The 26,798-nt window shown below is 45.0% G+C and carries 30 protein-coding genes, 1 pseudogene and 2 other annotated features (1 of these 33 only partly in view); all 31 genes and pseudogenes read left to right on the plus strand.

The annotated features are described in order from the left end of the window. Positions 1-195 (plus strand) — a binding site (T-box leader); it begins 38 nt to the left of the window's first position. Between the two features lie 81 nt (positions 196-276). The 31 genes and pseudogenes from cysE to rpmC all read left to right on the plus strand — a co-directional run bounded on the left by cysE (position 277) and on the right by rpmC (position 26,776). Next, positions 277-927 carry a serine O-acetyltransferase gene (gene cysE / locus R5H20_RS00640; protein WP_006640298.1) on the plus strand — a complete coding sequence of 217 codons (651 nt, stop codon included), beginning with the start codon at positions 277-279 and terminating at the stop codon, positions 925-927. Beyond that, on the plus strand, positions 924-2,327 hold the full coding sequence (cysS, locus tag R5H20_RS00645; RefSeq protein WP_006640299.1) for a cysteine--tRNA ligase: 1,404 nt from the start codon (positions 924-926) through the stop codon (positions 2,325-2,327). Before cysE ends, cysS begins: the two co-directional genes overlap by 4 nt. Before the next feature lie 2 nt (positions 2,328-2,329). Next, positions 2,330-2,789 (plus strand): annotated as a pseudogene (locus tag R5H20_RS00650) (Mini-ribonuclease 3). After that, complete coding sequence (gene rlmB, locus R5H20_RS00655) at positions 2,743-3,492, plus strand: 23S rRNA (guanosine(2251)-2'-O)-methyltransferase RlmB (RefSeq protein ID WP_006640301.1); 750 nt, start codon at positions 2,743-2,745, stop codon at positions 3,490-3,492. Before R5H20_RS00650 ends, rlmB begins: the two are co-directional and overlap by 47 nt. 6 nt (positions 3,493-3,498) lie before the next feature. After that, positions 3,499-4,011 (plus strand): ribosome-dependent mRNA decay endonuclease Rae1/YacP, encoded by a 513-nt coding sequence (gene rae1, locus R5H20_RS00660; protein WP_006640302.1) that lies wholly within the window; start codon positions 3,499-3,501, stop codon positions 4,009-4,011. Positions 4,012-4,074: 63 nt separating this feature from the next. Beyond that, positions 4,075-4,746, plus strand: a complete 672-nt coding sequence (sigH, locus tag R5H20_RS00665) for an RNA polymerase sporulation sigma factor SigH (protein ID WP_006640303.1) — start codon at positions 4,075-4,077, stop codon at positions 4,744-4,746. Positions 4,747-4,829: 83 nt separating this feature from the next. After that, on the plus strand, positions 4,830-4,979 hold the full coding sequence (gene rpmG / locus R5H20_RS00670) for a 50S ribosomal protein L33 (protein ID WP_006640304.1): 150 nt from the start codon (positions 4,830-4,832) through the stop codon (positions 4,977-4,979). A gap of 34 nt (positions 4,980-5,013) precedes the next feature. After that, entirely contained in the window at positions 5,014-5,193 is a 180-nt protein-coding gene (secE, locus tag R5H20_RS00675; protein WP_006640305.1) for a preprotein translocase subunit SecE, read from the plus strand. Between the two features lie 177 nt (positions 5,194-5,370). Next, complete coding sequence (nusG, locus tag R5H20_RS00680; protein WP_003178298.1) at positions 5,371-5,904, plus strand: transcription termination/antitermination protein NusG; 534 nt, start codon at positions 5,371-5,373, stop codon at positions 5,902-5,904. Positions 5,905-6,073: 169 nt separating this feature from the next. Then, positions 6,074-6,499, plus strand: coding sequence for a 50S ribosomal protein L11 (gene rplK / locus R5H20_RS00685; RefSeq protein WP_003178300.1), 426 nt, complete (start codon positions 6,074-6,076; stop codon positions 6,497-6,499). A 101-nt stretch (positions 6,500-6,600) separates the two neighbouring features. Continuing rightward, a complete protein-coding gene (rplA, locus tag R5H20_RS00690; RefSeq protein WP_006640306.1) occupies positions 6,601-7,299 on the plus strand; it encodes a 50S ribosomal protein L1 in 699 nt (232 codons plus the stop codon). 48 nt (positions 7,300-7,347) lie between these two features. Then, positions 7,348-7,489: a sequence feature (ribosomal protein L10 leader region), on the plus strand. A gap of 67 nt (positions 7,490-7,556) precedes the next feature. Further along, entirely contained in the window at positions 7,557-8,057 is a 501-nt protein-coding gene (gene rplJ, locus R5H20_RS00695; protein ID WP_006640307.1) for a 50S ribosomal protein L10, read from the plus strand. Positions 8,058-8,100: 43 nt separating this feature from the next. Next, a complete protein-coding gene (gene rplL, locus R5H20_RS00700; RefSeq protein WP_006640308.1) occupies positions 8,101-8,469 on the plus strand; it encodes a 50S ribosomal protein L7/L12 in 369 nt (122 codons plus the stop codon). A gap of 137 nt (positions 8,470-8,606) precedes the next feature. Beyond that, complete coding sequence (locus R5H20_RS00705; protein WP_006640309.1) at positions 8,607-9,212, plus strand: class I SAM-dependent methyltransferase; 606 nt, start codon at positions 8,607-8,609, stop codon at positions 9,210-9,212. A gap of 251 nt (positions 9,213-9,463) precedes the next feature. Next, positions 9,464-13,045, plus strand: a complete 3,582-nt coding sequence (gene rpoB / locus R5H20_RS00710; protein ID WP_006640310.1) for a DNA-directed RNA polymerase subunit beta — start codon at positions 9,464-9,466, stop codon at positions 13,043-13,045. 59 nt (positions 13,046-13,104) lie between these two features. Further along, positions 13,105-16,704: a DNA-directed RNA polymerase subunit beta' gene (gene rpoC / locus R5H20_RS00715; protein WP_006640311.1), complete on the plus strand. Its 3,600-nt coding sequence runs from the start codon at positions 13,105-13,107 to the stop codon at positions 16,702-16,704. 121 nt (positions 16,705-16,825) lie between these two features. After that, on the plus strand, positions 16,826-17,074 hold the full coding sequence (locus R5H20_RS00720) for a 50S ribosomal protein L7ae-like protein (RefSeq protein ID WP_006640312.1): 249 nt from the start codon (positions 16,826-16,828) through the stop codon (positions 17,072-17,074). A gap of 105 nt (positions 17,075-17,179) precedes the next feature. Beyond that, the gene (gene rpsL, locus R5H20_RS00725; RefSeq protein WP_006640313.1) at positions 17,180-17,596 is read left to right on the plus strand and encodes a 30S ribosomal protein S12; all 417 of its coding nucleotides are present in this window, start codon (positions 17,180-17,182) and stop codon (positions 17,594-17,596) included. A gap of 165 nt (positions 17,597-17,761) precedes the next feature. Beyond that, a complete protein-coding gene (gene rpsG / locus R5H20_RS00730) occupies positions 17,762-18,232 on the plus strand; it encodes a 30S ribosomal protein S7 (protein ID WP_006640314.1) in 471 nt (156 codons plus the stop codon). Positions 18,233-18,280: 48 nt separating this feature from the next. After that, entirely contained in the window at positions 18,281-20,359 is a 2,079-nt protein-coding gene (gene fusA / locus R5H20_RS00735) for an elongation factor G (protein WP_006640315.1), read from the plus strand. A 119-nt stretch (positions 20,360-20,478) separates the two neighbouring features. Beyond that, positions 20,479-21,666, plus strand: a complete 1,188-nt coding sequence (tuf, locus tag R5H20_RS00740) for an elongation factor Tu (protein ID WP_006640316.1) — start codon at positions 20,479-20,481, stop codon at positions 21,664-21,666. A 347-nt stretch (positions 21,667-22,013) separates the two neighbouring features. Then, positions 22,014-22,322: a 30S ribosomal protein S10 gene (gene rpsJ / locus R5H20_RS00745; RefSeq protein ID WP_003156464.1), complete on the plus strand. Its 309-nt coding sequence runs from the start codon at positions 22,014-22,016 to the stop codon at positions 22,320-22,322. A 37-nt stretch (positions 22,323-22,359) separates the two neighbouring features. Further along, positions 22,360-22,989, plus strand: coding sequence for a 50S ribosomal protein L3 (gene rplC / locus R5H20_RS00750; RefSeq protein WP_006640317.1), 630 nt, complete (start codon positions 22,360-22,362; stop codon positions 22,987-22,989). Between the two features lie 27 nt (positions 22,990-23,016). Then, positions 23,017-23,640 (plus strand): 50S ribosomal protein L4, encoded by a 624-nt coding sequence (gene rplD / locus R5H20_RS00755; protein ID WP_006640318.1) that lies wholly within the window; start codon positions 23,017-23,019, stop codon positions 23,638-23,640. Beyond that, the gene (gene rplW, locus R5H20_RS00760; protein WP_006640319.1) at positions 23,640-23,927 is read left to right on the plus strand and encodes a 50S ribosomal protein L23; all 288 of its coding nucleotides are present in this window, start codon (positions 23,640-23,642) and stop codon (positions 23,925-23,927) included. The genes rplD and rplW overlap by 1 nt, the downstream gene beginning before the upstream one ends. Before the next feature lie 31 nt (positions 23,928-23,958). Continuing rightward, positions 23,959-24,792: a 50S ribosomal protein L2 gene (gene rplB, locus R5H20_RS00765; RefSeq protein WP_029418439.1), complete on the plus strand. Its 834-nt coding sequence runs from the start codon at positions 23,959-23,961 to the stop codon at positions 24,790-24,792. Between the two features lie 57 nt (positions 24,793-24,849). Next, positions 24,850-25,128, plus strand: coding sequence for a 30S ribosomal protein S19 (gene rpsS, locus R5H20_RS00770; protein WP_006640321.1), 279 nt, complete (start codon positions 24,850-24,852; stop codon positions 25,126-25,128). A gap of 17 nt (positions 25,129-25,145) precedes the next feature. After that, the gene (rplV, locus tag R5H20_RS00775; RefSeq protein ID WP_006640322.1) at positions 25,146-25,490 is read left to right on the plus strand and encodes a 50S ribosomal protein L22; all 345 of its coding nucleotides are present in this window, start codon (positions 25,146-25,148) and stop codon (positions 25,488-25,490) included. 3 nt (positions 25,491-25,493) lie between these two features. Further along, a complete protein-coding gene (gene rpsC / locus R5H20_RS00780; protein WP_006640323.1) occupies positions 25,494-26,150 on the plus strand; it encodes a 30S ribosomal protein S3 in 657 nt (218 codons plus the stop codon). 1 nt (position 26,151) lies between these two features. Then, on the plus strand, positions 26,152-26,586 hold the full coding sequence (rplP, locus tag R5H20_RS00785) for a 50S ribosomal protein L16 (RefSeq protein ID WP_006640324.1): 435 nt from the start codon (positions 26,152-26,154) through the stop codon (positions 26,584-26,586). Continuing rightward, positions 26,576-26,776 carry a 50S ribosomal protein L29 gene (gene rpmC, locus R5H20_RS00790; protein WP_003178343.1) on the plus strand — a complete coding sequence of 67 codons (201 nt, stop codon included), beginning with the start codon at positions 26,576-26,578 and terminating at the stop codon, positions 26,774-26,776. Before rplP ends, rpmC begins: the two co-directional genes overlap by 11 nt. Positions 26,777-26,798: the final 22 nt, after the last annotated feature.

A 26,798-nucleotide genomic window follows, 5' to 3' on the forward strand; every position in this document is an offset into this window, starting at 1 on the left:
CTTTAAAGAGAGAGTCTTCATCGGCTGGAAAAGACTTAAGCGCCCGGCTTTAGAAATGCGCCTCTTGAGACCTTTGAAGAACGTTTAAGAAACAAGTATTCAAAGGCGGTATCCGCCGTTATGGGATTTAAGTTGGGAAAACAGGTCTGCTGTTTTCTAAACAGAGTGGAACCGCGTGTTTAAAGCGTCTCTGTCATTAGACAGAGGCGCTTTTTATATGGTTTTAGTTAAAGAGCTGATAGAAGAAAGCAGGAAGCGGGGAACGGGGGGAATCATGTGTTCTTTAAAATGCTGAAAGAAGATGTAGATGTCGTTTTTGACCAGGATCCGGCTGCAAGAAGCTACATCGAAGTCATATTAACATATTCAGGTTTACATGCTATATGGGCACATCGAATTGCACATGCTTTATATAAGAGAAAAAGGTTTTTTATCGCGAGAGCAATTTCTCAAATCGCCCGCTTCTTCACGGGAATTGAAATTCATCCGGGAGCGAAGATCGGCAGACGCTTTTTCATAGATCACGGGATGGGGGTTGTGATCGGCGAGACCTGCGAGATCGGGAACAATGTGACCGTCTTTCAGGGCGTCACGCTCGGAGGTACCGGAAAAGAAAAAGGGAAGAGGCATCCGACAATAGAGGATGATGCCATGATATCAACCGGTGCGAAAGTGCTCGGCTCGATTACGATCGGAAGAGGCTCGAAAATCGGCGCCGGTTCCGTTGTTCTCCACGATGTGCCTGAATGTTCAACTGTTGTCGGCATCCCCGGACGCGTCGTGGTCCAAAACGGAAAGAAAATAAAACGCGACCTGAACCATCAGGATTTGCCGGATCCGGTTGCTGATCGTTTCAAAGAATTGGAAAAAGAAATCAGGCAGCTGAAACAGGCGCTTCAGAGAAAAGAAAGGGAAGATGAGTTGTGACCATTACACTTTATAATACACTGACAAGAAAAAAAGAGCCGTTTGTGCCTCTTGAAGAAGGCAAGGTCAAAATGTATGTATGCGGCCCGACCGTATACAATTACATTCACATTGGAAATGCAAGGCCGGCCATCGTTTATGATACGGTCAGAAAATACTTGGAGTATAAAGGCTATGATGTTCACTACGTCTCAAACTTTACAGATGTAGACGACAAATTGATTAAAGCGGCAAACGAGCTTGGAGAAGAAGTGCCGGTCATTGCCGAACGCTTTATTAAAGCTTATTTTGAGGATGTCGGATCGCTCGGCTGCTCAAAAGCCGACTGCCATCCGCGCGTCACTGAAAATATGGACGACATCATTGACTTTATTCAGACGCTTATTGATAAAGGCTATGCATATGAAGCGGACGGTGATGTTTACTATAAAACAAGGTCATTTAAAGATTACGGAAAGCTTTCACACCAATCGATCGATGAATTAAGATCCGGCGCCCGGATTCAAGTGGGCGAGAAAAAAGAAGACGCGCTCGACTTCGCATTATGGAAATCCGCCAAAGAAAACGAAATCTCTTGGGAGAGCCCATGGGGCAAAGGCCGTCCGGGCTGGCACATTGAATGCTCTGCCATGGCAAGAAAATATTTGGGGGATTCAATCGATATTCATGCCGGCGGTCAGGATTTGACCTTCCCTCACCATGAAAATGAAATTGCCCAGTCTGAAGCGTTAACCGGAAAGCCTTTTGCAAAATATTGGCTTCATAACGGCTACATCAATATTGATAATGAGAAAATGTCAAAATCACTCGGGAATTTCGTGCTTGTCCATGACATCATTAAAGAGCATGACCCGCAAGTGCTGCGGTTTTTTATGCTTTCCGTTCATTACAGACATCCGATCAATTATTCGGTCGAACTTCTTGAAAACACAAAAAATGCTTTTGGCCGCTTAAAAACGGCTTATAGCAATTTGCGCCACCGCCTGAAAAGCAGTACAAATTTAACAGAGGGCGATTCCGAATGGCTTGAAAAAATCGAGGAGCAGCGAAAAGCCTTCGAAACGGCAATGGATGATGACTTTAATACGGCCAATGCGATTTCTGTCCTGTTTGACCTGGCTAAACATGCGAACTACTACCTGCAGGAAAAGAATACCGCTGAACACGTCATACAGGCATTTCTTAACCTGTTTGACGAAATTTGCTCGGTTCTTGGTTTTTCGCTTCAGGAGCAGGAGCTGCTTGACGCGGAAATTGAAGAACTTATCGAAAAGAGAAATGAAGCCCGCAGAAACAGAGACTTTGCCACTTCCGACCAAATTCGTGACCAGCTGAAAAGCATGAACATCATCTTGGAGGATACTCCTCAAGGAACGCGCTGGAAAAGAGGAGAATCATAAACATGAATTTGGACACCATTAAAGATGCCAAACAATTAAATGGTTTGGCGCTTGCTTACATGGGTGATGCCGTTTTGGAGATATACGTCAGGCATCACCTGTTAAAGCAGGGAATGACAAAGCCCAATGATTTACACAAGCAGTCAAGCCGCTATGTTTCCGCAAAATCACAGGCGAGCATGCTGTTTGCTCTTGAAGAGCAGGGATTCTTCACCGAAGAAGAAAAGGCTGTACTAAGAAGAGGGCGAAACGCAAAATCCGGAACCGTGCCTAAAAACACGGATGTCCAAACATACCGATACAGCACGGCTTTTGAAGCTGTTATCGGCTACCTCTTTCTGGAGAAAAAGGAAGCGCGGCTTGAAGAGCTTATCAAAAAAGCGTTGGAAAAACGGGACGGCAGGGAGGAAATCAAATGAGTCAGCAGCACGACTACGTCATAGGCAAAAACGCGGTCATTGAGACGTTAAAATCCGGCCGTGAACTTTACAAGCTATGGATGGCGGAAAACACGGTGAAGGGACAGGCTCAGCAAGTCGTTGATCTCGCAGCTAAAAAAGGCATCACGATTCACTATGTCCCGCGCAAAAAACTCGATCAAATGGTTTCTGGCCAGCATCAGGGCGTCGTCGCTCAAGTCGCGGCTTATGAGTACGCCGAATTGGAAGACCTTTTTCAAAAGGCCGAGGACAGGGACGAACAGCCGTTTTTGATCGTGTTGGATGAAATCGAAGACCCGCATAATCTTGGATCGATCATGCGTACGGCTGACGCTGTCGGGGCCCATGGCATTATTATTCCGAAAAGGCGTGCCGTCGGCCTTACGACAACTGTCGCAAAAGCCTCGACAGGAGCGATTGAGCATATCCCGGTAGTGAAAGTGACGAACCTTTCGCGGACATTGGAAGAATTGAAAGAGCGGGGCGTATGGATCGTCGGCACCGATGCTTCAGGCCGGCAGGACTACAGGTCGCTGGATGGAAACATGCCTCTCGCGCTTGTGATCGGCAGCGAGGGCAAAGGCATGGGAAGGCTTGTCAAAGAGAAATGTGATTTTCTCATCCGCCTCCCGATGGCAGGAAAAGTCACATCCCTAAACGCTTCAGTTGCAGCCGGACTGCTGCTGTATGAAGTGTACCGTAAACGAAGCCCCCTGGGAGAATAGAAAAGGATGGACATCCTGTTAGTCGATGGCTATAACATGATCGGGGCATGGCCACAGCTGAAGGATCTAAAAGCGAACAGTTTTGAGGAAGCAAGGGACCTTTTGATTCAAAAAATGGCGGAATATCAATCTTATACCGGTTATCGGGTGATTGTCGTATTCGATGCGCATCTTGTAAAAGGAATCGAGAAGAAAAGGATCAATCACCGCGTGGAGGTGATCTTCACGAAGGAAAATGAAACGGCTGACGAACGGATTGAAAAGCTTGCGTCAGATCTGAACAATATCCAGACGCAAATCCATGTCGCCACATCAGATTATACCGAGCAGTGGGCGATCTTTGGACAGGGAGCGCTTCGAAAGTCTGCGAGGGAGCTGCTGAGGGAAGTTGAAGCGATCGAAAGAAAAATTGAAAAAAGGGTAAAAAAAATTACGTCCGAGCGTCCCGCCGGAAAGATTCCTTTATCAGAGGATGTCTTAAAGATATTCGAAAAATGGCGGCGGGGCGACTTGGAGTAGGTTGACGCTTTTTTGCCCATTACTGTATAATATTTCTATCTACGTGCGGTCGGGGGGATCGGAGTGAACTTACAAAACAACCAGGGAAAATTCAGCAAAGAACAGTTCAACAAAGAACGGTTTTGCCAGTTGGAAGACGAGCAGGTCATTGAAATGGTTCATGTCGGAGACAGTGATGCGTTAGATTACTTGATTACAAAGTACCGTAACTTTGTAAGGGCAAAAGCGAGATCCTATTTTCTGATAGGGGCTGATCGTGAGGATATCGTTCAGGAAGGCATGATTGGACTCTACAAATCTATCCGTGATTTTAGAGAGGACAAGCTGACTTCATTTAAAGCTTTTGCAGAATTGTGCATTACCCGCCAAATTATTACCGCTATTAAAACAGCTACTCGCCAGAAACATATTCCGCTGAATTCTTATGTGTCGCTGGACAAGCCTATTTATGACGAAGAGTCAGACCGGACGCTTCTTGATGTAATTTCAGGAGCCAAAGTGATGAATCCGGAGGAACTGATCATCAATCAGGAAGAATTTGATGACATCGAACTGAAAATGGGCGAACTGCTCAGCGATTTGGAAAGAAAAGTTCTTACGCTCTATCTCGACGGAAGATCCTATCAGGAAATATCCGAAGAATTAAACCGCCATGTAAAATCAATTGATAATGCGCTCCAGCGCGTCAAAAGAAAGCTGGAGAAGTACCTGGAGCTCCGCGAAATCAGCTTGTAGTCAATGCCTACGGCATATTGACATCAATTTTGGGACTGTGATAATGTTACTAAAGAAATGATTGTCCAGAAAAAGGTGTAGACATGAAGAAAAAAATAACGTTGGCCTGTAAAAATTGCGGGAACCGTAATTATACGACAATGAAAAGCTCCGCAGCTTTGGCTGAACGACTCGAAGTAAAGAAATACTGCAATAACTGCAATTCACATACAGTACATCTGGAAACAAAATAGGATTTTTGTTTTTAGGTTGTGGAGGTTTCTTACCATGGGTATTATGAAATTCTTTAAGAATGTCGGAAAAGAAATGAAAAAGGTCACATGGCCTAAAGGAAAAGAATTAACGCGCTATACCATCACTGTTATTACCACCGTTATCTTTTTCGCCATTTTTTTCGCATTGATCGATTCAGGAATTACGCAATTAATTCGTTTAATAGTTGAATAATGATCAGCATAACGTGTTATAATAGATCTTAATATGACTAGCCAAAAAACCCGTTCAACGGGTTTTTTCATTGTTTCAAAATATGAGGCTCGTATAAAAGAAAGCGTCAGTTTCCCGGTACGGCCAATAAACATTAAGGTGTGGGGAGGGAAGGACTTAAAAGGGTCCTGAATGAGAATGGAAAAGAAATGGTATGTTGTGCATACGTACTCCGGCTATGAAAACAAGGTAAAAGCGAATTTGGAAAAACGGGTCGAATCGATGGGTATGCAAGATAAAATCTTCCGCGTCGTCGTGCCTGAAGAAGAAGAAACAGATATTAAAAACGGCAAGAAGAAAGTTGTGAAAAAGAAAGTCTTCCCTGGCTATGTTCTTGTAGAGCTTGTCATGACGGACGATTCCTGGTATGTTGTGCGGAATACGCCGGGTGTGACGGGATTTGTCGGATCTGCCGGATCAGGCTCGAAGCCGACGGCTCTCCTTCCGGGCGAAGCCGAAAAAATTCTGAAGCGCATGGGGCTTGAAGAACGGAAAACAGAAATTGACTTTGAATTGAAAGAAACCGTGAAGGTGATTGACGGGCCGTTTGCTGATTTCACAGGGACGATCGAAGAAATCGACCATGATAAAAACAAAGTCAAAGTATTCGTTAACATGTTCGGGAGAGAGACCCCTGTTGAACTTGAATTTACTCAAGTTGACAAATTGTAACGGAAAAGCGCTTGAAATCACTATATAAAAGTGGTAATATACAAAGGTGCGTCTTGGCAAATTGGTCAAGGCAGCTAGCTTGATATTTTCATCATTCATATAAAGAATGAGACCTTGAGTGGGAGGGTTCACCCTATTACCACATCACGGACTTAAGGAGGTGTGTCTCGTGGCTAAAAAAGTAGTTAAAGTTGTGAAATTGCAAATTCCTGCTGGAAAAGCGAATCCAGCTCCGCCAGTTGGTCCTGCATTAGGTCAAGCCGGTGTTAACATCATGGGATTCTGTAAGGAGTTCAACGCTCGTACATCTGACCAGGCTGGTCTTATCATTCCTGTAGAAATTTCGGTTTACGAAGACCGTTCATTTACATTTATCACAAAAACTCCGCCTGCTGCTGTATTGCTTAAAAAAGCGGCTGGAATTGAGTCAGGTTCTGGTGAGCCTAACCGTAATAAAGTCGCAACCGTTAAACGCGATAAAGTACGTGAAATCGCCGAAACAAAAATGCCTGACTTGAATGCGGCAGATGTTGAAGCGGCTATGCGTATGGTTGAAGGAACTGCCCGCAGTATGGGTATTGTGATCGAAGACTAATTTTTTGTTTCTTTGTGGGTTGCGAGTTTGGATCAGACAAGTTCGCAACCCTTATTCGTGGGAGGTTATTCCGCTAAAACCACTAAGGAGGAAATTTTAAAATGGCAAAAAAAGGTAAAAAGTACGTCGAAGCTGCCAAGCTTGTAGACCGTACAAAAGCTTACGATGTAAACGAAGCGATTGAGCTCGTGAAAAAAACAAACACAGCTAAATTCGATGCTACTGTTGAAGCGGCATTTCGTTTAGGTGTTGACCCTCGTAAAAACGACCAGCAAATCCGCGGTGCGGTTGTTCTTCCAAACGGAACAGGAAAAACTCAGCGCGTCCTTGTTTTCGCTAAAGGAGAAAAAGCGAAAGAAGCAGAAGCTGCTGGTGCAGATTATGTAGGCGATACAGATTACATCAACAAAATCCAGCAAGGCTGGTTTGAATTTGATGTGATCGTTGCGACTCCTGACATGATGGGTGAAGTCGGTAAAATCGGACGCGTGCTTGGACCAAAAGGTCTTATGCCAAACCCTAAAACAGGAACAGTAACATTTGAAGTTGAAAAAGCAGTTAAAGAAATCAAAGCGGGTAAAGTTGAATACCGCGTTGATAAAGCCGGAAACGTACATGTTCCAATCGGTAAAGTGTCATTCGAAGAAGGGAAGCTTGTTGAAAACTTCGCGACAATGTATGACACAATTCTAAAAGCGAAACCTGCTGCTGCTAAAGGTGTATACGTGAAGAATGTATCCGTTACATCTACAATGGGACCTGGAATCAAAGTGGACCCTTCAACTTTCAACGTAAAATAATATTGACTCGCATCACACGTTCTGATATAATTCAAAACGTTGTAAAATAAAATATGTCCATTTATACCGTAGACAGTAGGTGCCCCAAAGGCTTAATTTCCTACCGAGGTGTATATATATCACAGCTTTTACGCTACGTATGCTTGTATATACAGCCTCCATGTCGAATGGAGGCTTTTTATATGGAACCCGTCGTTAAAGAACGTGATCACCAAACGGTATAAGTGTTACACATGAATCTAACAGGAGGTGTAACCATGAGCAGCGCAATTGAAACAAAAAAAGTTGTTGTTGAAGAGATTACTTCTAAACTGAAAGAAAGTAAATCAACGATCATCGTTGACTACCGCGGTCTTAACGTATCTGAAGTAACAGAACTTCGTAAACAGCTTCGCGAAGCTAACGTTGAGTTCAAAGTTTACAAAAACACAATGACTCGCCGTGCGGTAGAACAAGCTGAACTTGATGGTTTGAACGATTTCTTAACTGGACCGAATGCGATTGCATTCAGTACTGAAGATGTTGTCGCTCCGGCTAAAGTTCTTAACGAGTTTGCTAAACAGCATGAAGCTCTTGAAATCAAAGCTGGCGTTATCGAAGGCAAAGTGTCTACTGTTGAAGAAGTGAAAGCTCTTGCTGAACTTCCATCACGCGAAGGCTTGCTTTCTATGTTGCTTAGCGTACTTCAAGCTCCAGTTCGCAACCTTGCTCTTGCTGCAAAAGCTGTGGCAGATCAGAAGGAAGAACAAGGCGCTTAATTCAATCAGTTATTAAAAATTAAAACAAATGGAGGAATTACAAATGGCTTTAAATATCGAAGAAATCATTGCTTCCGTTAAAGAAGCAACTGTTCTTGAGTTGAACGACTTAGTAAAAGCAATCGAAGAAGAATTCGGCGTAACTGCTGCTGCTCCTGTAGCTGTAGCTGGCGGAGCTGCTGCCGGTGCTGCTGAAGAGAAAACTGAATTTGATCTTATCCTTGCTGGTGCAGGAGACCAAAAGATCAAAGTTATCAAAGTTGTGCGTGAAATCACTGGTCTTGGCTTGAAAGAAGCTAAAGAACTTGTTGACAACACTCCAAAACCTCTTAAAGAAGGTATTGCGAAAGAAGAAGCTGAAGAGCTTAAAGCTAAACTTGAAGAAGTTGGCGCTTCTGTAGAAGTTAAGTAATCTTCGCCTAATCTTTAGGGGAAAGCTCGCTTTTAAAAGCGGGCTTTTTCTTTGCTAAATAATGAGTCCTTTCCGCATAAGATAAGCCATCTTGTTTCAAGATATTCAGAGAGTTCACCAACTGAGGAGGTTCTAGGATGACTGACCATTATTATTCGGAAAAACCTTCAGCAAAAAGCAGCAGAAAAACGTGGACATTCCAATTAAGAAACCGGGCGTTTGCATTTATCAGCGACAGCGGAGTCTTTTCAAAAAAAGAGGTGGACTTTGGTTCCAGACTGCTGATTGAAGCTTTCCGTGAACCTGATGCAGACGGTGATTTTTTGGATGTGGGCTGCGGCTACGGCCCGATTGGCCTTTCTCTTGCTGCGGATTTCGAAGATCGAACGGTTCATATGATCGATGTCAATGAAAGAGCTGTCGAACTTTCAAAGGAAAATGCGTTAAATAATCAGATCGTGAATGTTGAAATTTATCAAAGTGATCTGTTTTCCAACGTCGAACCTGCAAAACAATTCGCTTCCATTATCACCAATCCCCCCATACGAGCCGGGAAAAAAACCGTACACGCCATTTTTGAAAAAAGCGCTGAACACTTAAGGCCTTCTGGTGATTTGTGGGTCGTCATTCAGAAAAAACAAGGCGGACCTTCTGCCATTGAAAAATTAAAAGAATTTTTTGCGGATGTTGAAGTCGTCCAGAAAAAGAAAGGCTATTATATCCTCAGAGCAAAAAAAGTTTGACTCGGATTTTCAGCTATGTTAACATTATAAAATGCCAATGTATATATTTTGCCTGCCGTTTTTAAGAAACGCCCAGGCTTGTATAAAATATACATTTATGGGAACACTAATAAAATCGGTATTTTGTTTTTGGATGTGGTTTTCTAAATTAGAAACCCTTTTTTCTTTTGTCTTGTAAAAGTATTTCTTACATATATGAGGGAGAAATACTTGTTACACATATATTACGCATGATTTGAGGGGTGAATCAGTTGACAGGTCAACTAGTTCAGTATGGACGACACCGCCAGCGCAGAAGCTATGCACGCATTAGCGAAGTGTTAGAATTACCAAATCTCATTGAAATTCAAACCTCTTCTTATCAGTGGTTTCTTGATGAGGGGCTTAGAGAGATGTTTCAAGACATATCGCCAATTGAGGATTTCACTGGTAACCTCTCTCTGGAATTTATCGACTACAGCTTGGGTGAGCCTAAGTATCCGGTAGAAGAATCAAAAGAACGAGATGTGACTTACTCAGCACCGCTGCGGGTCAAAGTTCGCTTAATCAACAAAGAGACCGGCGAGGTTAAGGATCAGGATGTCTTTATGGGCGATTTCCCTATTATGACTGACACTGGAACCTTCATTATTAACGGTGCGGAGCGTGTTATCGTATCTCAGCTCGTCCGTTCTCCAAGTGTATATTACAGTGGTAAAGTAGACAAAAACGGTAAAAAAGGTTTTACTGCGACTGTCATTCCAAACCGTGGCGCATGGTTAGAATACGAGACTGATGCGAAAGATGTTGTTTATGTCCGCATTGATCGCACACGTAAGTTGCCGGTTACGGTTCTTTTGCGTGCTCTTGGCTTCGGATCTGATCAGGAAATCATCGATCTGATCGGTGAAAACGAGTACTTGCGCAATACACTTGATAAAGATAATACAGAAAACACCGACAAAGCGCTGCTTGAAATCTACGAGCGCCTCCGTCCGGGAGAGCCGCCGACAGTAGAAAACGCGAAAAGCTTGCTTGATTCCAGATTCTTTGATCCAAAAAGATATGATCTTGCAAGTGTAGGACGCTACAAAATTAATAAAAAGCTTCATATCAAAAATCGCCTTTTCAACCAGCGGCTTGCTGAAACGCTTGTGGATCCTGAAACAGGTGAAATCCTTGCTGAAAAAGGAGCGATTTTAGATAGAAGAACCCTTGACAAAGTGCTGCCATACCTGGAAAACGGAATCGGTTTTAAAAAGCTGTATCCAAATGGCGGAGTAGTCGAAGATGAAGTGACGCTTCAATCTATTAAAATTTATGCTCCGAATGACCCGGAAGGGGAGCAGACGATCAATGTGATCGGAAATGCTTATATCGAAGAAGGCGTAAAAAACATTACACCTTCCGACATTATTTCTTCCATCAGCTATTTCTTTAACCTGCTTCACGGAGTAGGCGATACTGATGATATCGACCATTTAGGAAACCGCCGCCTTCGTTCCGTAGGCGAGCTTCTGCAAAATCAGTTCAGAATCGGTCTGAGCAGAATGGAGCGCGTTGTTCGTGAAAGAATGTCCATTCAGGATACAAACACGATTACGCCTCAGCAGCTGATTAATATTCGCCCTGTCATCGCGTCAATTAAAGAGTTTTTCGGAAGCTCTCAGCTTTCTCAGTTCATGGATCAGACGAATCCGCTTGCTGAGCTGACGCATAAACGCCGTTTATCAGCCCTTGGGCCAGGTGGTTTGACGCGTGAACGCGCCGGAATGGAAGTGCGTGACGTTCACTACTCCCACTATGGCCGGATGTGTCCGATTGAAACGCCTGAGGGTCCGAACATCGGACTGATCAACTCGCTTTCTACATTTGCGAAAGTGAACCGGTTCGGCTTTATTGAAACGCCTTACCGCCGCGTTGATCCTGAGACTGGAAAAGTAACGCCGAGAATCGATTATTTGACGGCTGATGAAGAAGATAACTATGTAGTGGCACAAGCAAACGCCCGCCTTAATGAAGACGGTTCATTTGTAGACGACAGCATCGTCGCCCGCTTCAGAGGGGAAAACACCGTTGTCCCTAAAGACCGCGTTGATTACATGGACGTTTCGCCTAAACAGGTTGTTTCTGCGGCGACTGCATGTATTCCTTTCTTGGAGAACGACGACTCCAACCGCGCCCTGATGGGAGCGAACATGCAGCGTCAGGCTGTTCCGCTTATGCAGCCTGAGTCTCCGATCGTCGGAACTGGAATGGAATATGTATCTGCGAAAGACTCCGGCGCCGCCGTTATTTGCCGCCACCCGGGTATCGTTGAACGGGTAGAAGCGAAAAACATTTGGGTGCGCCGATACGAAGAAGTAGACGGACAAAAAGTAAAAGGAAACCTTGATAAATACAGCCTGCTGAAATTCGTCCGCTCCAACCAGGGAACGTGCTACAATCAGCGTCCGATCGTAAGCGTCGGAAACGAGGTTGAAAAAGGTGAAATTTTAGCTGACGGTCCATCTATGGAAAAAGGCGAGCTTGCCCTGGGACGCAACGTCATGGTCGGCTTTATGACATGGGATGGCTACAACTATGAGGATGCCATCATCATGAGCGAACGCCTTGTAAAAGACGACGTTTATACGTCTATCCATATTGAAGAATACGAATCAGAAGCCCGGGATACAAAACTCGGACCTGAAGAAATCACCCGTGATATTCCAAACGTCGGTGAGGATGCTCTCCGCAATCTGGATGAGCGCGGAATTATCCGCGTTGGTGCTGAAGTAAAAGACGGAGACCTGCTGGTAGGAAAAGTAACACCAAAAGGGGTTACAGAGCTTACAGCGGAAGAACGCCTGCTTCATGCCATTTTCGGAGAAAAAGCGCGCGAAGTCCGTGATACGTCACTCCGTGTTCCGCACGGCGGCGGCGGTATCATCCTTGATGTGAAAGTCTTCAACCGTGAAGACGGAGATGAACTTCCTCCTGGCGTCAACCAGCTTGTCCGCGTGTATATCGTTCAGAAGCGTAAAATTTCTGAAGGGGACAAAATGGCCGGACGTCACGGTAACAAAGGTGTTATTTCGAAGATTCTTCCTGAAGAAGATATGCCGTATCTTCCAGACGGAACACCGATTGACATCATGTTAAACCCGCTCGGCGTTCCATCGCGTATGAACATCGGGCAGGTACTGGAGCTTCACCTTGGTATGGCTGCACGCCGTCTCGGCCTGCACGTCGCATCACCGGTATTTGACGGTGCCCGTGAGGAAGACGTTTGGGAAACGCTTGAAGAAGCCGGCATGTCAAGAGATGCGAAAACCGTCCTATATGACGGCCGTACCGGAGAGCCATTTGATAACAGGGTTTCCGTGGGTATCATGTATATGATCAAACTTGCCCACATGGTTGATGACAAACTCCATGCCCGTTCAACTGGTCCTTATTCACTCGTTACCCAGCAGCCTCTCGGAGGTAAAGCGCAGTTCGGCGGACAGCGCTTCGGTGAGATGGAAGTATGGGCGCTTGAAGCTTACGGCGCAGCATACACGCTTCAAGAAATTCTTACTGTTAAATCCGATGATGTCGTGGGCCGTGTGAAAACATACGAAGCTATTGTAAAAGGCGACAACGTTCCAGAACCGGGTGTTCCGGAATCATTCAAAGTATTGATTAAAGAGCTTCAAAGCTTGGGAATGGACGTCAAAATTCTGTCAAGTGATGAAGAAGAAATTGAAATGAGAGACTTGGAAGACGATGAAGATGCAAAACAAAACGAAGGCCTTTCATTAGCCAATGATGAAGAAGCTGAAGAGTTTGTTTCTGCCGACGCAGAACGCGATGTCGTCACAAAAGAATAAACGATTTTTTACGCAAGTGACATGGGTATAACCCGAAGATAAAAAGGGAGGTAGGCCCCTTGCTGGATGTGAACAATTTTGAGTATATGAACATCGGTCTCGCTTCACCTGATAAAATCCGTTCATGGTCTTACGGAGAAGTGAAAAAGCCTGAAACAATCAACTATCGTACTTTGAAACCTGAAAAAGATGGTCTGTTCTGCGAGCGCATTTTCGGTCCTCAAAAGGACTGGGAATGCCATTGCGGAAAGTACAAGCGAGTTCGTTATAAAGGCGTAGTTTGCGACCGTTGTGGAGTTGAAGTAACCCGGGCTAAAGTCCGTCGTGAGAGAATGGGGCATATCGAACTGGCAGCCCCGGTTTCTCACATCTGGTATTTTAAAGGAATTCCAAGCCGTATGGGTCTTGTGCTGGATATGTCTCCGCGTGCATTGGAAGAAGTCATCTACTTTGCTTCTTATGTCGTAACAGATCCGGCAAACACGCCGCTTGAGAAAAAGCAGCTTCTTTCTGAAAAAGAATACCGTGCGTACCTTGATAAATACGGCAATAAATTTCAAGCTTCCATGGGGGCTGAAGCGATTCATAAGCTCCTTCAGGATATCGATCTTGATAAAGAAGTCGATATGCTCAAGGAAGAGCTGAAAACGTCACAGGGGCAGCGTCGTACACGTGCGATCAAGCGTCTTGAAGTGTTGGAAGCATTCCGTAATTCCGGAAATAAACCGTCTTGGATGATCCTTGATGTTCTTCCGGTTATTCCTCCTGAGCTGAGACCAATGGTACAGCTTGATGGCGGACGTTTTGCGACTTCCGACCTTAACGATTTGTACCGCCGCGTGATCAACCGTAACAATCGCTTGAAACGCCTGCTCGATCTTGGAGCCCCAAGCATCATCGTTCAAAACGAAAAGCGGATGCTTCAAGAAGCCGTTGACGCATTAATCGATAACGGACGCAGAGGCCGTCCGGTTACGGGTCCTGGAAACAGGCCGCTAAAATCCCTTTCCCACATGCTGAAAGGTAAACAAGGCCGTTTCCGTCAAAACCTTCTCGGTAAGCGTGTTGACTATTCAGGACGTTCGGTTATCGTCGTTGGTCCGAACCTGAAAATGTACCAATGCGGCCTTCCGAAAGAAATGGCTTTGGAACTGTTCAAGCCTTTCGTCATGAAAGAGCTTGTTGAAAAAGGTCTTGCTCATAACATTAAGAGTGCGAAGCGTAAAATTGAACGCGTTCAGCCTGAAGTTTGGGATGTTCTTGAGTCAGTTATCAAGGAGCACCCGGTTCTTCTCAACCGTGCACCTACGCTTCACAGACTCGGAATCCAGGCATTTGAGCCTACGCTTGTTGAAGGCCGTGCCATCCGTCTTCACCCGCTCGTATGTACGGCATACAACGCCGACTTTGACGGTGACCAAATGGCGGTTCACGTTCCTTTATCAGCAGAGGCGCAAGCTGAAGCGCGCATTCTCATGCTTGCTGCGCAAAACATCTTAAACCCTAAAGACGGAAAACCGGTTGTTACGCCGTCTCAGGACATGGTTCTTGGAAACTACTACCTCACGCTTGAACGGCCAGGCGCTGTCGGCGAAGGTATGATTTTCAAAGATACGGATGAAGCGCTGCTTGCATATCAAAACGGATATGTTCATCTGCATACAAGAGTGGCCGTTGCGGTCAACTCCTTGAAAAATGAAACATTCACGGAAGAACAGCGTTCCAAACTGCTGATCACAACAGTCGGTAAGCTGATCTTCAACGAAATTCTTCCGCCATCGTTCCCGTACATGAACGAACCGACGAAGAGCAACATCGAAGAAAAAACGCCTGACCGTTTCTTCGTGGATTACGGCGTCGATGTAAAAGAGGCAATCCGAAACCAAGAAATCAATGCGCCGTTCAAAAAAGGCATTTTGGGTAAAATCATTGCGGAGATCTTCAAAAGATTCCACATTACCGAAACGTCCAAAATGCTTGACCGCATGAAAAACCTCGGCTTTAAATATTCAACAAAAGCCGGAATTACGGTCGGTGTTTCTGATATCGTCGTTTTGGATGATAAGCAGGAAATTCTTGAAGAAGCACAAGGAAAAGTCGATAATGTCATGAAACAGTTCAGACGCGGTCTGATTACTGAAGAAGAGCGTTATGAACGCGTCATTTCCATCTGGAGCGCCGCTAAAGATACCATTCAAGGCAAGCTGATGAAATCCTTGGATGAAATCAACCCGATCTACATGATGAGTGACTCTGGAGCCCGGGGTAACGCGTCAAACTTTACACAGCTTGCAGGAATGCGCGGTCTGATGGCCAACCCGGCCGGACGGATTATCGAGCTTCCGATCAAATCAAGCTTCCGCGAAGGTTTAACAGTGTTGGAGTACTTTATCTCCACCCACGGTGCGCGTAAAGGTCTTGCCGACACAGCCCTGAAAACGGCTGACTCAGGTTACTTGACACGCCGTCTCGTAGACGTGGCTCAGGATGTCATCATTCGTGAGACAGATTGCGGTACTGACCGCGGTATTCTGGCGAAAGCCATCACTGAAGGCACTGAAGTGATCGAGCGTCTTGAAGAACGTCTCGTCGGCCGCTTTGCAAGAAAACCTGTGAAACATCCTGAAACGGGAGAAATCCTTGTTAAAGAAAATGAACTGATCGACGAAGACAAAGCGATCGAAATTGTCGAAGCAGGCATTGAAGAAGTGTGGATCCGCTCCGCATTTACATGTAATACGTCGCACGGAGTATGCAAACGATGCTACGGCCGCAACCTGGCGACTGGAACCGATGTTGAAGTCGGGGAAGCAGTCGGAATCATCGCCGCCCAGTCTATCGGTGAGCCGGGTACTCAGTTAACAATGCGTACCTTCCACACAGGCGGGGTTGCCGGAGACGATATTACACAAGGTTTGCCGCGTATTCAGGAATTGTTCGAAGCGCGTAATCCTAAAGGCCAGGCGACGATCTCCGAAATTGACGGTGTCGTAGCCGAAATCAATGAAGTGCGCGATAAGCAGCAGGAAATCGTCGTTCAGGGTGAAGTTGAAACCCGCTCCTACACGGCGCCTTACAACGCCCGCCTGAAAGTGGCAGAAGGCGATAAGATTTCCCGCGGTCAAGTCCTGACAGAAGGTTCGGTTGATCCGAAAGAGCTTCTGAAAGTAACGGACATCACAACCGTTCAGGAATATCTTCTGCATGAGGTGCAGAAGGTTTACCGCATGCAGGGTGTTGAAATCGGGGATAAACACGTCGAGGTTATGGTTCGCCAGATGCTTCGCAAAGTTCGTGTCATCGATGCCGGCGACACAGACGTGCTGCCTGGCACATTGCTCGACATTCACCAGTTTACTCAAGCAAACAAAAAAGTGCTGCTTGAAGGAAAACGACCTGCGACAGGCCGTCCGGTGCTTCTCGGTATCACAAAAGCATCACTTGAAACAGATTCCTTCCTGTCTGCCGCATCATTCCAGGAGACAACACGTGTCCTGACAGATGCAGCGATCAAAGGAAAACGAGATGAGCTTCTCGGTCTGAAAGAGAATGTCATTATCGGTAAGCTTGTTCCGGCTGGAACAGGTATGCTGAACTACCGTAAAGTGAAGCCGGTGCTGCAAGTCAAATCTTCCGAAGAAATGGTTCCGGCAGAATAGAGATAAAGAATCCTAAAGAAGGATGTCACTAAAAATTGTCATACTGTGTTGACATCCTTCTTTCAGGATGATAATATAACCAAGGTGCTCAATTTAAACCTGTTACTTTGGAGGATGTATAATGTCTTATGATAAAGTATCACAGGCTCAATCTATTATTATCGGTACGAAGCAGACAGTCAAAGCGCTCAAACGCAATTCTGTAAAGGAAGTTGTCGTCGCAAAAGACGCAGATCCTTGTCTGACGGCAGGTGTTATCAATCTGGCAAATAAACAAGGCATTCCCGTCTCAATGGCGGAGTCCATGAAAAAGCTCGGCAAAGCCTGCGGAATTGAAGTCGGTGCGGCAACTGTTGCCATTATTCAATAACGTACTCGCTGTTTTTGCTAATCTTGCAAAGACATTGTTTTTTGGTTTTAAATGAACCACCTGGGTATGTGGGTTATAAAACATGATGAAGGGAGGAAATACAACATGCCTACAATTAATCAATTAGTACGCAAGGGACGCGTGAACAAAGTAGAAACTTCTAAGTCTCCTGCACTTAACAAAGGATACAACAGCTTTAAGAAAGAGCACACTAACGTATCTTCACCACAAAAACGCGGGGTTTGTACTCGTGTTGGTACAATGACACCGAAGAAGCCGAACTCAGCGCTTCGTAAATATGCCCGTGTTCGCTTGACAAACGGAATCGAGGTTACTGCCTACATTCCTGGTATCGGGCACAACCTGCAAGAGCACAGTGTCGTATTGATCCGCGGCGGACGTGTTAAAGACTTACCGGGGGTACGCTACCACATCGTGCGTGGCGCACTTGATACTGCCGGAGTTGAAAACCGTGCACAAGGCCGTTCTAAATACGGTACAAAACGTCCTAAGAAAAAATAATTCAGTTTCATATAAATAAAAGGGTTTTTAAAAGCGGGGAATTCTGGCAAAGCTGTTAGGGTATCGGACTTCCGCGGGAAGCGGATGCTTCCGTGCTGTATCAGAAGCCGGAACAAATCCCTTTGCTTGCTTTAAGCCCGCAACAAGAGAAGGGAGGATAATCAGATGCCACGTAAAGGTCCTGTAGCAAAAAGAGACGTTTTACCTGATCCAATTTACAACTCTAAGCTGGTTACTCGTTTGATCAACAAAATGATGATCGACGGTAAAAAAGGTAAAGCTCAAACAATCCTATACAAGTCATTCGATATCATTAAAGAACGTACCGGCAACGATGCAATGGAGGTTTTCGAACAAGCCTTGAAAAACATCATGCCTGTACTTGAAGTTAAAGCACGCCGTGTAGGTGGTGCGAACTACCAAGTGCCTGTAGAGGTTCGTCCTGAACGTCGTACGACTCTTGGACTTCGCTGGTTAGTAAACTACGCTCGTCTTCGCGGTGAAAAAACGATGGAAGAGCGTCTAGCTAACGAAATTTTAGATGCAGCCAACAACACTGGTGCTGCTGTTAAGAAACGTGAAGATACTCATAAGATGGCTGAAGCGAACAAAGCGTTTGCTCACTATCGCTGGTAATCTTACGCGATAAAATATTATTTCCTAAGAAGGAAGGAGAAAGACCCAATGGCAAGAGAGTTCTCCTTAGAAAAAACTCGTAATATCGGGATCATGGCTCACATTGATGCCGGTAAAACGACTACAACTGAACGTATCTTGTTCTACACAGGCCGTATCCATAAAATTGGTGAAACTCATGAAGGGGCTTCCCAAATGGACTGGATGGAGCAGGAACAAGAACGCGGTATCACGATTACATCTGCTGCGACTACTGCACAATGGAAAGGACACCGCGTCAACATCATCGACACACCAGGACACGTAGACTTCACAGTTGAAGTTGAACGTTCCCTGCGCGTGCTTGATGGTGCCGTTGCTGTTCTTGACGCACAATCCGGCGTTGAGCCGCAAACTGAAACAGTTTGGCGTCAGGCAACTACTTACGGAGTACCCCGTATCGTATTCGTCAACAAAATGGACAAAACGGGTGCGGATTTCCTTTACTCTGTAGGTACTCTGAGAGACCGTCTTGAGGCAAACGCTCATGCGATCCAATTACCGATTGGAGCCGAAGACAACTTCGAAGGGATCATCGATCTTGTAGAAAACGTAGCATACTACTACGAAGATGATCTTGGAACACGCTCTGATGCGCGTGAAATCCCTGCCGAGTACAAAGACAAAGCTGAAGAGCTTCGCGCCAGCTTAATCGAAGCTGTTGCAGAGCTTGATGAAGAGCTTATGATGAAGTACTTGGAAGGAGAAGAAATCACAGTTGACGAGCTGAAAGCAGCGATCCGTAAAGGAACTTGTAACGTTGAATTCTATCCGGTTCTTTGTGGTTCAGCTTTCAAAAACAAAGGTGTTCAATTAGTGCTTGACGCAGTTCTTGACTACCTTCCAGCTCCAACTGACGTACCAGCAATCAAAGGTATTCTGCCTGATTCTGACGAAGAGGTTACGCGTGAGTCTTCTGACGACGCACCTTTCTCAGCATTGGCGTTTAAAGTTATGACTGACCCTTACGTTGGTAAACTGACGTTCTTCCGTGTGTACTCAGGAACGCTTGATTCAGGTTCATACGTAAGAAACTCAACAAAAGGCAAACGTGAGCGTGTCGGCCGTATTCTGCAAATGCACGCCAACAGCCGTGAAGAAATCTCTACTGTTTACGCAGGGGATATCGCAGCAGCTGTAGGTCTGAAGGATACAACAACAGGTGACACTCTATGTGACGAGAAAAACCTTGTTATCCTTGAATCAATGGAATTCCCTGAGCCTGTTATCCACGTTGCGATCGAGCCTAAATCTAAGGCTGACCAAGACAAAATGTCTACCGCACTGGCTAAACTGGCTGAAGAAGATCCAACATTCCGTGCGCATACAGACGCTGAAACAGGCCAAACGATCATCGGCGGTATGGGTGAGCTTCACCTTGATATCATCGTTGACCGTATGAAACGCGAATTTAAAGTAGAAGCCAACGTCGGTGCTCCTCAAGTTGCGTATCGTGAAACATTCCGTGCGAGCGCGCAAGTTGAAGGTAAATTCGTACGTCAGTCCGGTGGACGCGGACAATTCGGACACGTTTGGATCGAATTCTCTCCAAACGAAGAAGGAAAAGGCTTTGAATTCGAAAATGCAATCGTCGGCGGTGTCGTTCCACGTGAATACATCCCGGCTGTTCAGGCGGGGCTTGAAGATGCACTGCAAAACGGTGTTATCGCAGGCTACCCTGTCATCGACATCAAAGCAAAACTGTTTGATGGTTCTTACCACGATGTCGACTCTAACGAAATGGCGTTTAAAATCGCCGCTTCCATGGCGCTTAAAAACGCGGCAAGCAAGTGTAACCCGGTTATTCTTGAGCCGATCTCCAAAGTTGAAGTCGTTATCCCAGAAGAATACATGGGAGACATCATGGGTGACATTACATCACGCCGCGGTCGCGTAGAAGGTATGGAAGGACGCGGAAACGCTCAGGTCGTTCGCGCGATGGTTCCGCTTTCTGAAATGTTCGGTTACGCTACGGCGCTCCGTTCAAACACACAAGGACGCGGTACGTTCACAATGGTCTTTGACCACTACGAAGAAGTGCCTAAGAGCATCGCTGATGAGATCATCAAAAAAAATAAAGGCGAATAATTGATTTTGCCACTTCATTAAAGTATAACTACTATTGTAAGATGAGAAAGTGAAACTAAGCTTTCACTTTCTATCACTCTATATATTAAAAATAAACCCTTTTAAGGAGGATTTTCAGAATGGCTAAAGAAAAATTCGACCGTTCCAAATCACATGCCAACATCGGTACAATTGGACACGTTGACCATGGTAAAACTACATTAACTGCAGCTATCACAACTGTTCTATCTAAAACAGGTAAAGCGGAAGCTCGTGCATACGATCAAATCGACGGTGCGCCGGAAGAGCGTGAGCGTGGAATCACAATCTCTACTGCACACGTTGAGTACGAAACTGACACTCGTCACTATGCACACGTTGACTGCCCAGGACACGCTGACTATGTTAAAAACATGATCACTGGTGCTGCGCAAATGGACGGAGCGATCCTGGTTGTTTCTGCAGCTGACGGTCCAATGCCGCAAACTCGTGAGCACATCCTTCTTTCTCGTAACGTAGGCGTGCCTTACATCGTTGTATTCCTTAACAAATGCGACATGGTAGACGACGAAGAGCTTCTTGAGCTAGTTGAAATGGAAGTTCGCGATCTTCTTTCTGAGTACGAATTCCCTGGTGACGATGTACCAGTTATCAAAGGTTCTGCTCTTAAAGCTCTTGAAGGAGACGCTCAATACGAAGAAAAAATTCTTGAACTGATGGCTGCTGTGGACGAGTACATCCCAACTCCAGAACGTGAAACTGACAAGCCGTTCATGATGCCGGTTGAGGACGTATTCTCAATCACTGGTCGTGGTACTGTTGCTACTGGTCGTGTAGAACGCGGTCAAGTTAAAGTCGGTGACGAAGTTGAAATCATCGGTCTTCAAGAAGAAAACAAGAAAACAACTGTTACAGGTGTTGAAATGTTCCGTAAGCTTCTTGACTATGCTGAAGCTGGAGACAACATCGGTGCACTTCTTCGCGGTGTATCCCGTGAAGAAATTCAACGCGGTCAAGTACTTGCTCAACCAGGTACAATCACTCCGCACAAAAAATTCAAAGCTGAAGTTTACGTTCTTTCTAAAGAAGAAGGTGGACGTCACACTCCATTCTTCTCTAACTACCGTCCGCAGTTCTACTTCCGTACAACTGACGTAACTGGTATCATTCAGCTTCCAGAAGGCGTAGAAATGGTTATGCCTGGAGACAACATCGAAATGAACGTTGAACTGATCTCAACGATCGCGATCGAAGACGGTACTCGCTTCTCTATCCGTGAAGGCGGACGTACTGTTGGATCAGGCGTTGTAACTTCTATCGTTGAATAATACTTATTTCAATAAAAAAACGGGATCCGCTTGGATCTCGTTTTTTTCTTATTCAGTCAGCGATTTTTCAAGATCAATATGCTTTCATGATGGGAGATATTTTCCGCTGATAAGTTCTTGATTACCGGAGGCTCAATCTGTATAATTAAAAAAGTGTGCAAATGCCGGTAATATTCAATATTACCTTGCAACATGCCTATAAATTTTGTATAATAGTGCATGTTGGTCTTTGACTGCGATGAAGTGAGAGGTTGCTGACACACCCGGCCGCTTTGCCATGGCAAGGTGATTCAGGTTTTTCTCACGGAGAATTGTCTAATGTAAGTAGGCGAAAAGGAGGGAAAATAATGGCAAAACAAAAAATTCGTATTCGTTTAAAAGCGTATGATCATAGAATCCTTGATCAATCCGCTGAGAAGATTGTTGAAACGGCAAAACGCTCCGGTGCCAGCGTATCTGGTCCGATTCCGTTGCCAACTGAAAAATCAGTTTACACAATCCTTCGTGCGGTGCACAAATACAAAGATTCTCGTGAGCAATTTGAAATGCGTACACATAAACGTTTAATCGACATTGTGAACCCAACCCCACAAACTGTCGATGCATTAATGCGATTAGATTTACCATCTGGTGTCGATATCGAAATTAAACTTTAATCTAAATATAGAATGATCTTAACAGGAGGTGTGACGAATGACCAAAGGAATCTTAGGAAGAAAAATTGGTATGACGCAAGTTTTCGCAGAAAACGGTGATCTTATTCCGGTAACTGTTGTTGAAGCTGCAGCTAACGTTGTACTTCAAAAGAAAACTGTTGAAAACGACGGCTATGAAGCGATTCAGATCGGTTTTGACGACAAGCGTGAAAAGCTTGCCAACAAGCCGGAAAAAGGCCACGTCGCAAAAGCGGAAACTGCACCTAAGCGCTTCGTTAAAGAATTACGCGGAGTGGATATGGATGCGTATGAAGTTGGTCAGGAAGTCAAAGTTGATATTTTCTCTAACGGAGAAATCGTAGATGTAACAGGAACATCAAAAGGAAAAGGTTTCCAAGGTGCGATCAAACGCCACGGACAATCTCGCGGACCTATGTCTCACGGTTCACGCTACCATCGTCGTCCTGGTTCAATGGGACCGGTAGACCCTAACCGTGTATTCAAAGGAAAGCTGTTGCCTGGACGCATGGGCGGAGAGCAAATCACTGTTCAAAACCTTGAAATCGTAAAAGTTGATGCTGAGCGCAATCTTCTTTTAATCAAAGGAAACGTTCCTGGTGCCAAAAAATCACTAGTCACTATTAAAAGTGCTGTTAAATCTAAATAATTCTCTTAGGAAAGGAGGAAATTGATCATGCCAAAAGTAGCATTATATAACCAAAACGGTTCTACTGCTGGTGAAATCGAATTGAACGACTCTGTATTTGGAATCGAGCCAAATGAGAGCGTGGTATTCGACGCTATTCTTATGCAAAGAGCTTCCTTGCGACAAGGAACTCACAAAGTCAAAAATCGTTCTGAAGTTAGTGGCGGAGGTCGCAAACCTTGGCGTCAAAAAGGCACTGGCCGTGCCCGTCAGGGATCTATCCGTTCACCACAATGGCGCGGAGGTGGTATCGTATTCGGTCCGACACCACGCAGCTATGCTTATAAATTACCGAAAAAAGTTCGCCGCTTGGCAATCAAATCAGCATTGTCTTCTAAAGTGAACGACAACAACCTGATCGTACTTGAAGATCTTACTCTTGATGCGGTTAAAACAAAAGAAATGGCAGCTGTCCTTAAAGGCCTGTCTATCGAAAAGAAAGCTTTAATCGTTACTGCAGACTCTAACGAAACAGTTGCACTATCTGCTCGCAACCTTCCTGGAGTTACTGTTGTTGAAGCAAACGGAATCAACGTACTTGATGTTGTCGGTCACGAGAAGCTTGTGATGACAAAAGCAGCGGTTGAAAAAGTAGAGGAGGTGCTTGCATAATGAAAGATCCTCGTGATGTTCTTAAGCGCCCCGTCATTACTGAACGTTCTGCTGATTTAATGGCTGAAAAGAAATATACGTTTGAAGTAGACGTTAAAGCTAATAAAACAGAAGTGAAAGACGCAGTTGAAGAAATCTTTGGAGTGAAGGTTGAAAAAGTCAACATTATGAACTACAAAGGGAAATTCAAACGTGTCGGCCGCTACTCTGGTATGACAAACCGTCGCAGAAAAGCAATTGTAAAACTTACTGCAGACAGCAAAGAAATCGAAATTTTTGAAGCTTAATCACTTGTAAAAAGAAGGAGGGAAATTCAAAATGGCGATTAAAAAGTACAAACCGACCTCTAACGGACGTCGCGGCATGACATCTTCAGATTTCGCAGAAATCACGACAGATCAGCCGGAAAAATCCTTGCTTGCCCCGCTTCACAAAAAAGGCGGACGCAACAACCAAGGTAAATTAACTGTACGTCATCAAGGCGGCGGACATAAACGCCAATACCGTATTATCGACTTCAAACGCGATAAAGATGGTATACCTGGACGCGTTGCTACAGTTGAGTACGATCCAAACCGTTCAGCGAACATTGCTCTAATTAACTATGTAGACGGAGAAAAACGCTACATTCTGGCTCCTAAAGGCCTTCAAGTAGGAACTGAAATTATGTCAGGTGCAGAAGCTGACATCAAAGTAGGTAATGCACTTCCACTTATCAACATCCCAGTTGGTACAGTTGTGCACAACATTGAATTGAAACCTGGAAAAGGCGGACAGCTGGTACGTTCAGCTGGTACATCTGCCCAAGTTCTTGGTAAAGAAGGTAAATACGTTCTTGTACGTCTTAACTCCGGTGAAGTTCGCATGATTCTTTCTGCTTGCCGCGCCACAATCGGCCAAGTGGGTAACGAACAGCACGAACTGATCAACATCGGTAAAGCCGGACGTTCTCGCTGGAAAGGCGTTCGCCCTACAGTTCGCGGTTCTGTTATGAACCCTAACGATCACCCGCACGGTGGTGGTGAAGGACGCGCTCCAATCGGACGTAAATCACCTATGTCTCCATGGGGTAAACCAACTCTTGGATTCAAAACGCGTAAGAAGAAGAACAAATCAGATAAATTCATCGTACGTCGTCGTAAAAATAAATAACGGGGTTGTCTACGGTTCTTATCGGACCGTAGTGCAATCACGAAGGGAGGTTCCAAAATGGCTCGCAGCTTAAAAAAAGGACCATTTGTCGATGATCATCTAATGACAAAAATCGAGAAATTAAATGAAACGGATAAGAAGCAAGTTGTGAAAACTTGGTCACGCCGTTCTACTATTTTCCCGCAATTTATCGGTCACACAATCGCAGTCTATGACGGACGCAAACATGTGCCTGTTTACATCTCTGAAGATATGGTAGGTCACAAGTTGGGTGAATTCGCACCAACTCGCACTTACAAAGGTCATGCTAGTGATGACAAAAAAACAAGACGCTAATGAGAGGAGGCTTTTAAATGCAACAAGCTAAAGCTGTCGCAAGAACAGTCCGTATTGCTCCTCGTAAGGCACGTCTAGTAATGGACCTGATTCGAGGCAAGCAAGTAGGTGAAGCAGTATCGATTTTAAATCACACGCCAAAAGCTGCTTCTCCGATTATTGAAAAAGTTTTAAAATCTGCTGTCGCTAACGCTGAGCACAACTATGAAATGGACGCAAACAACCTGGTTGTTACTCAAGCTTACGTGAACGAAGGCCCTACGTTAAAAAGATTCCGTCCACGTGCTATGGGACGTGCAAGCCAAATCAACAAACGTACGAGCCACATTACTATCGTTGTATCAGAAAAGAAGGAGGGATAACTCGTGGGTCAAAAGGTAAATCCAGTCGGTCTTCGTATTGGGGTTATACGTGATTGGGAATCTAAGTGGTACGCTGGCAAAGATTACGCTGACTTCCTTCACGAAGATCTAAAAATCCGTGAATTTATTAACCAACGCTTGTCTGACGCTTCTGTTTCCAAAGTGGAAATCGAACGTGCGGCAAACCGTGTAAACATTACGATCCACACAGCTAAGCCTGGTATGGTTATCGGTAAAGGCGGTTCTGAAGTCGAAGCGCTTCGCAAAGCCCTTAACAACCTTACTGGCAAGCGTGTTCACATTAACATTCTTGAAATCAAAAAAGCTGATCTTGATGCTCAGCTGGTTGCAGATAATATCGCTCGTCAATTGGAAAACCGTATTTCATTCCGTCGTGCGCAAAAGCAACAAATCCAACGCACAATGCGCGCTGGTGCACAAGGTGTGAAAACAATGGTATCCGGTCGTCTTGGCGGCGCAGATATCGCTCGCTCTGAATACTACAGTGAAGGAACTGTTCCATTGCACACATTGCGTGCAGACATTGACTATGCTACATCAGAAGCTGATACGACTTACGGTAAGCTTGGTGTAAAAGTCTGGATCTATCGTGGAGAGGTTCTTCCTACTAAGAAGAAAACTGAGGAAGGAGGAAAATAATATGTTAATGCCAAAACGCGTTAAATATCGCAGAGAGCATCGCGGAAAAATGCGCGGCCGTGCCAAAGGCGGCACTGAAGTGCATTTCGGTGAATACGGTATCCAGGCTCAAGAAGCTTCTTGGATTACAAACCGCCAAATCGAAGCTGCCCGTATTGCGATGACTCGTTACATGAAACGTGGCGGTAAAGTTTGGATCAAAATTTTCCCTTCTAAACCATACACAGCTAAGCCTCTAGAGGTTCGGATGGGTTCCGGTAAAGGTGCTCCAGAAGGATGGGTAGCTGTTGTAAAACCGGGCAAAGTTTTATTTGAAATTTCTGGTGTGTCTGAGGAAGTCGCTCGTGAAGCTCTTCGTCTTGCATCTCACAAATTGCCAATTAAAACGAAGTTCGTAAAACGTGAAGAAATTGGTGGTGAATCAAATGAAAGCTAATGAAATTCGTGACCTTACCACTGCTGAAATTGAACAAAAAGTAAAGTCTCTTAAAGAAGAACTTTTCAATCTTCGCTTTCAATTAGCGACAGGACAACTTGAAAACACTGCTCGCATCCGTGAAGTGCGCAAGTCAATCGCGCGCATGAAAACTGTGATTCGGGAAAGAGAAATTGCTGCCAACAAATAATACCGGAGGGAGGTTCTCTAAA

This window comes from Bacillus sp. KICET-3 (assembly GCF_033261025.1).
GTDB lineage: Bacteria > Bacillota > Bacilli > Bacillales > Bacillaceae > Bacillus > Bacillus sonorensis.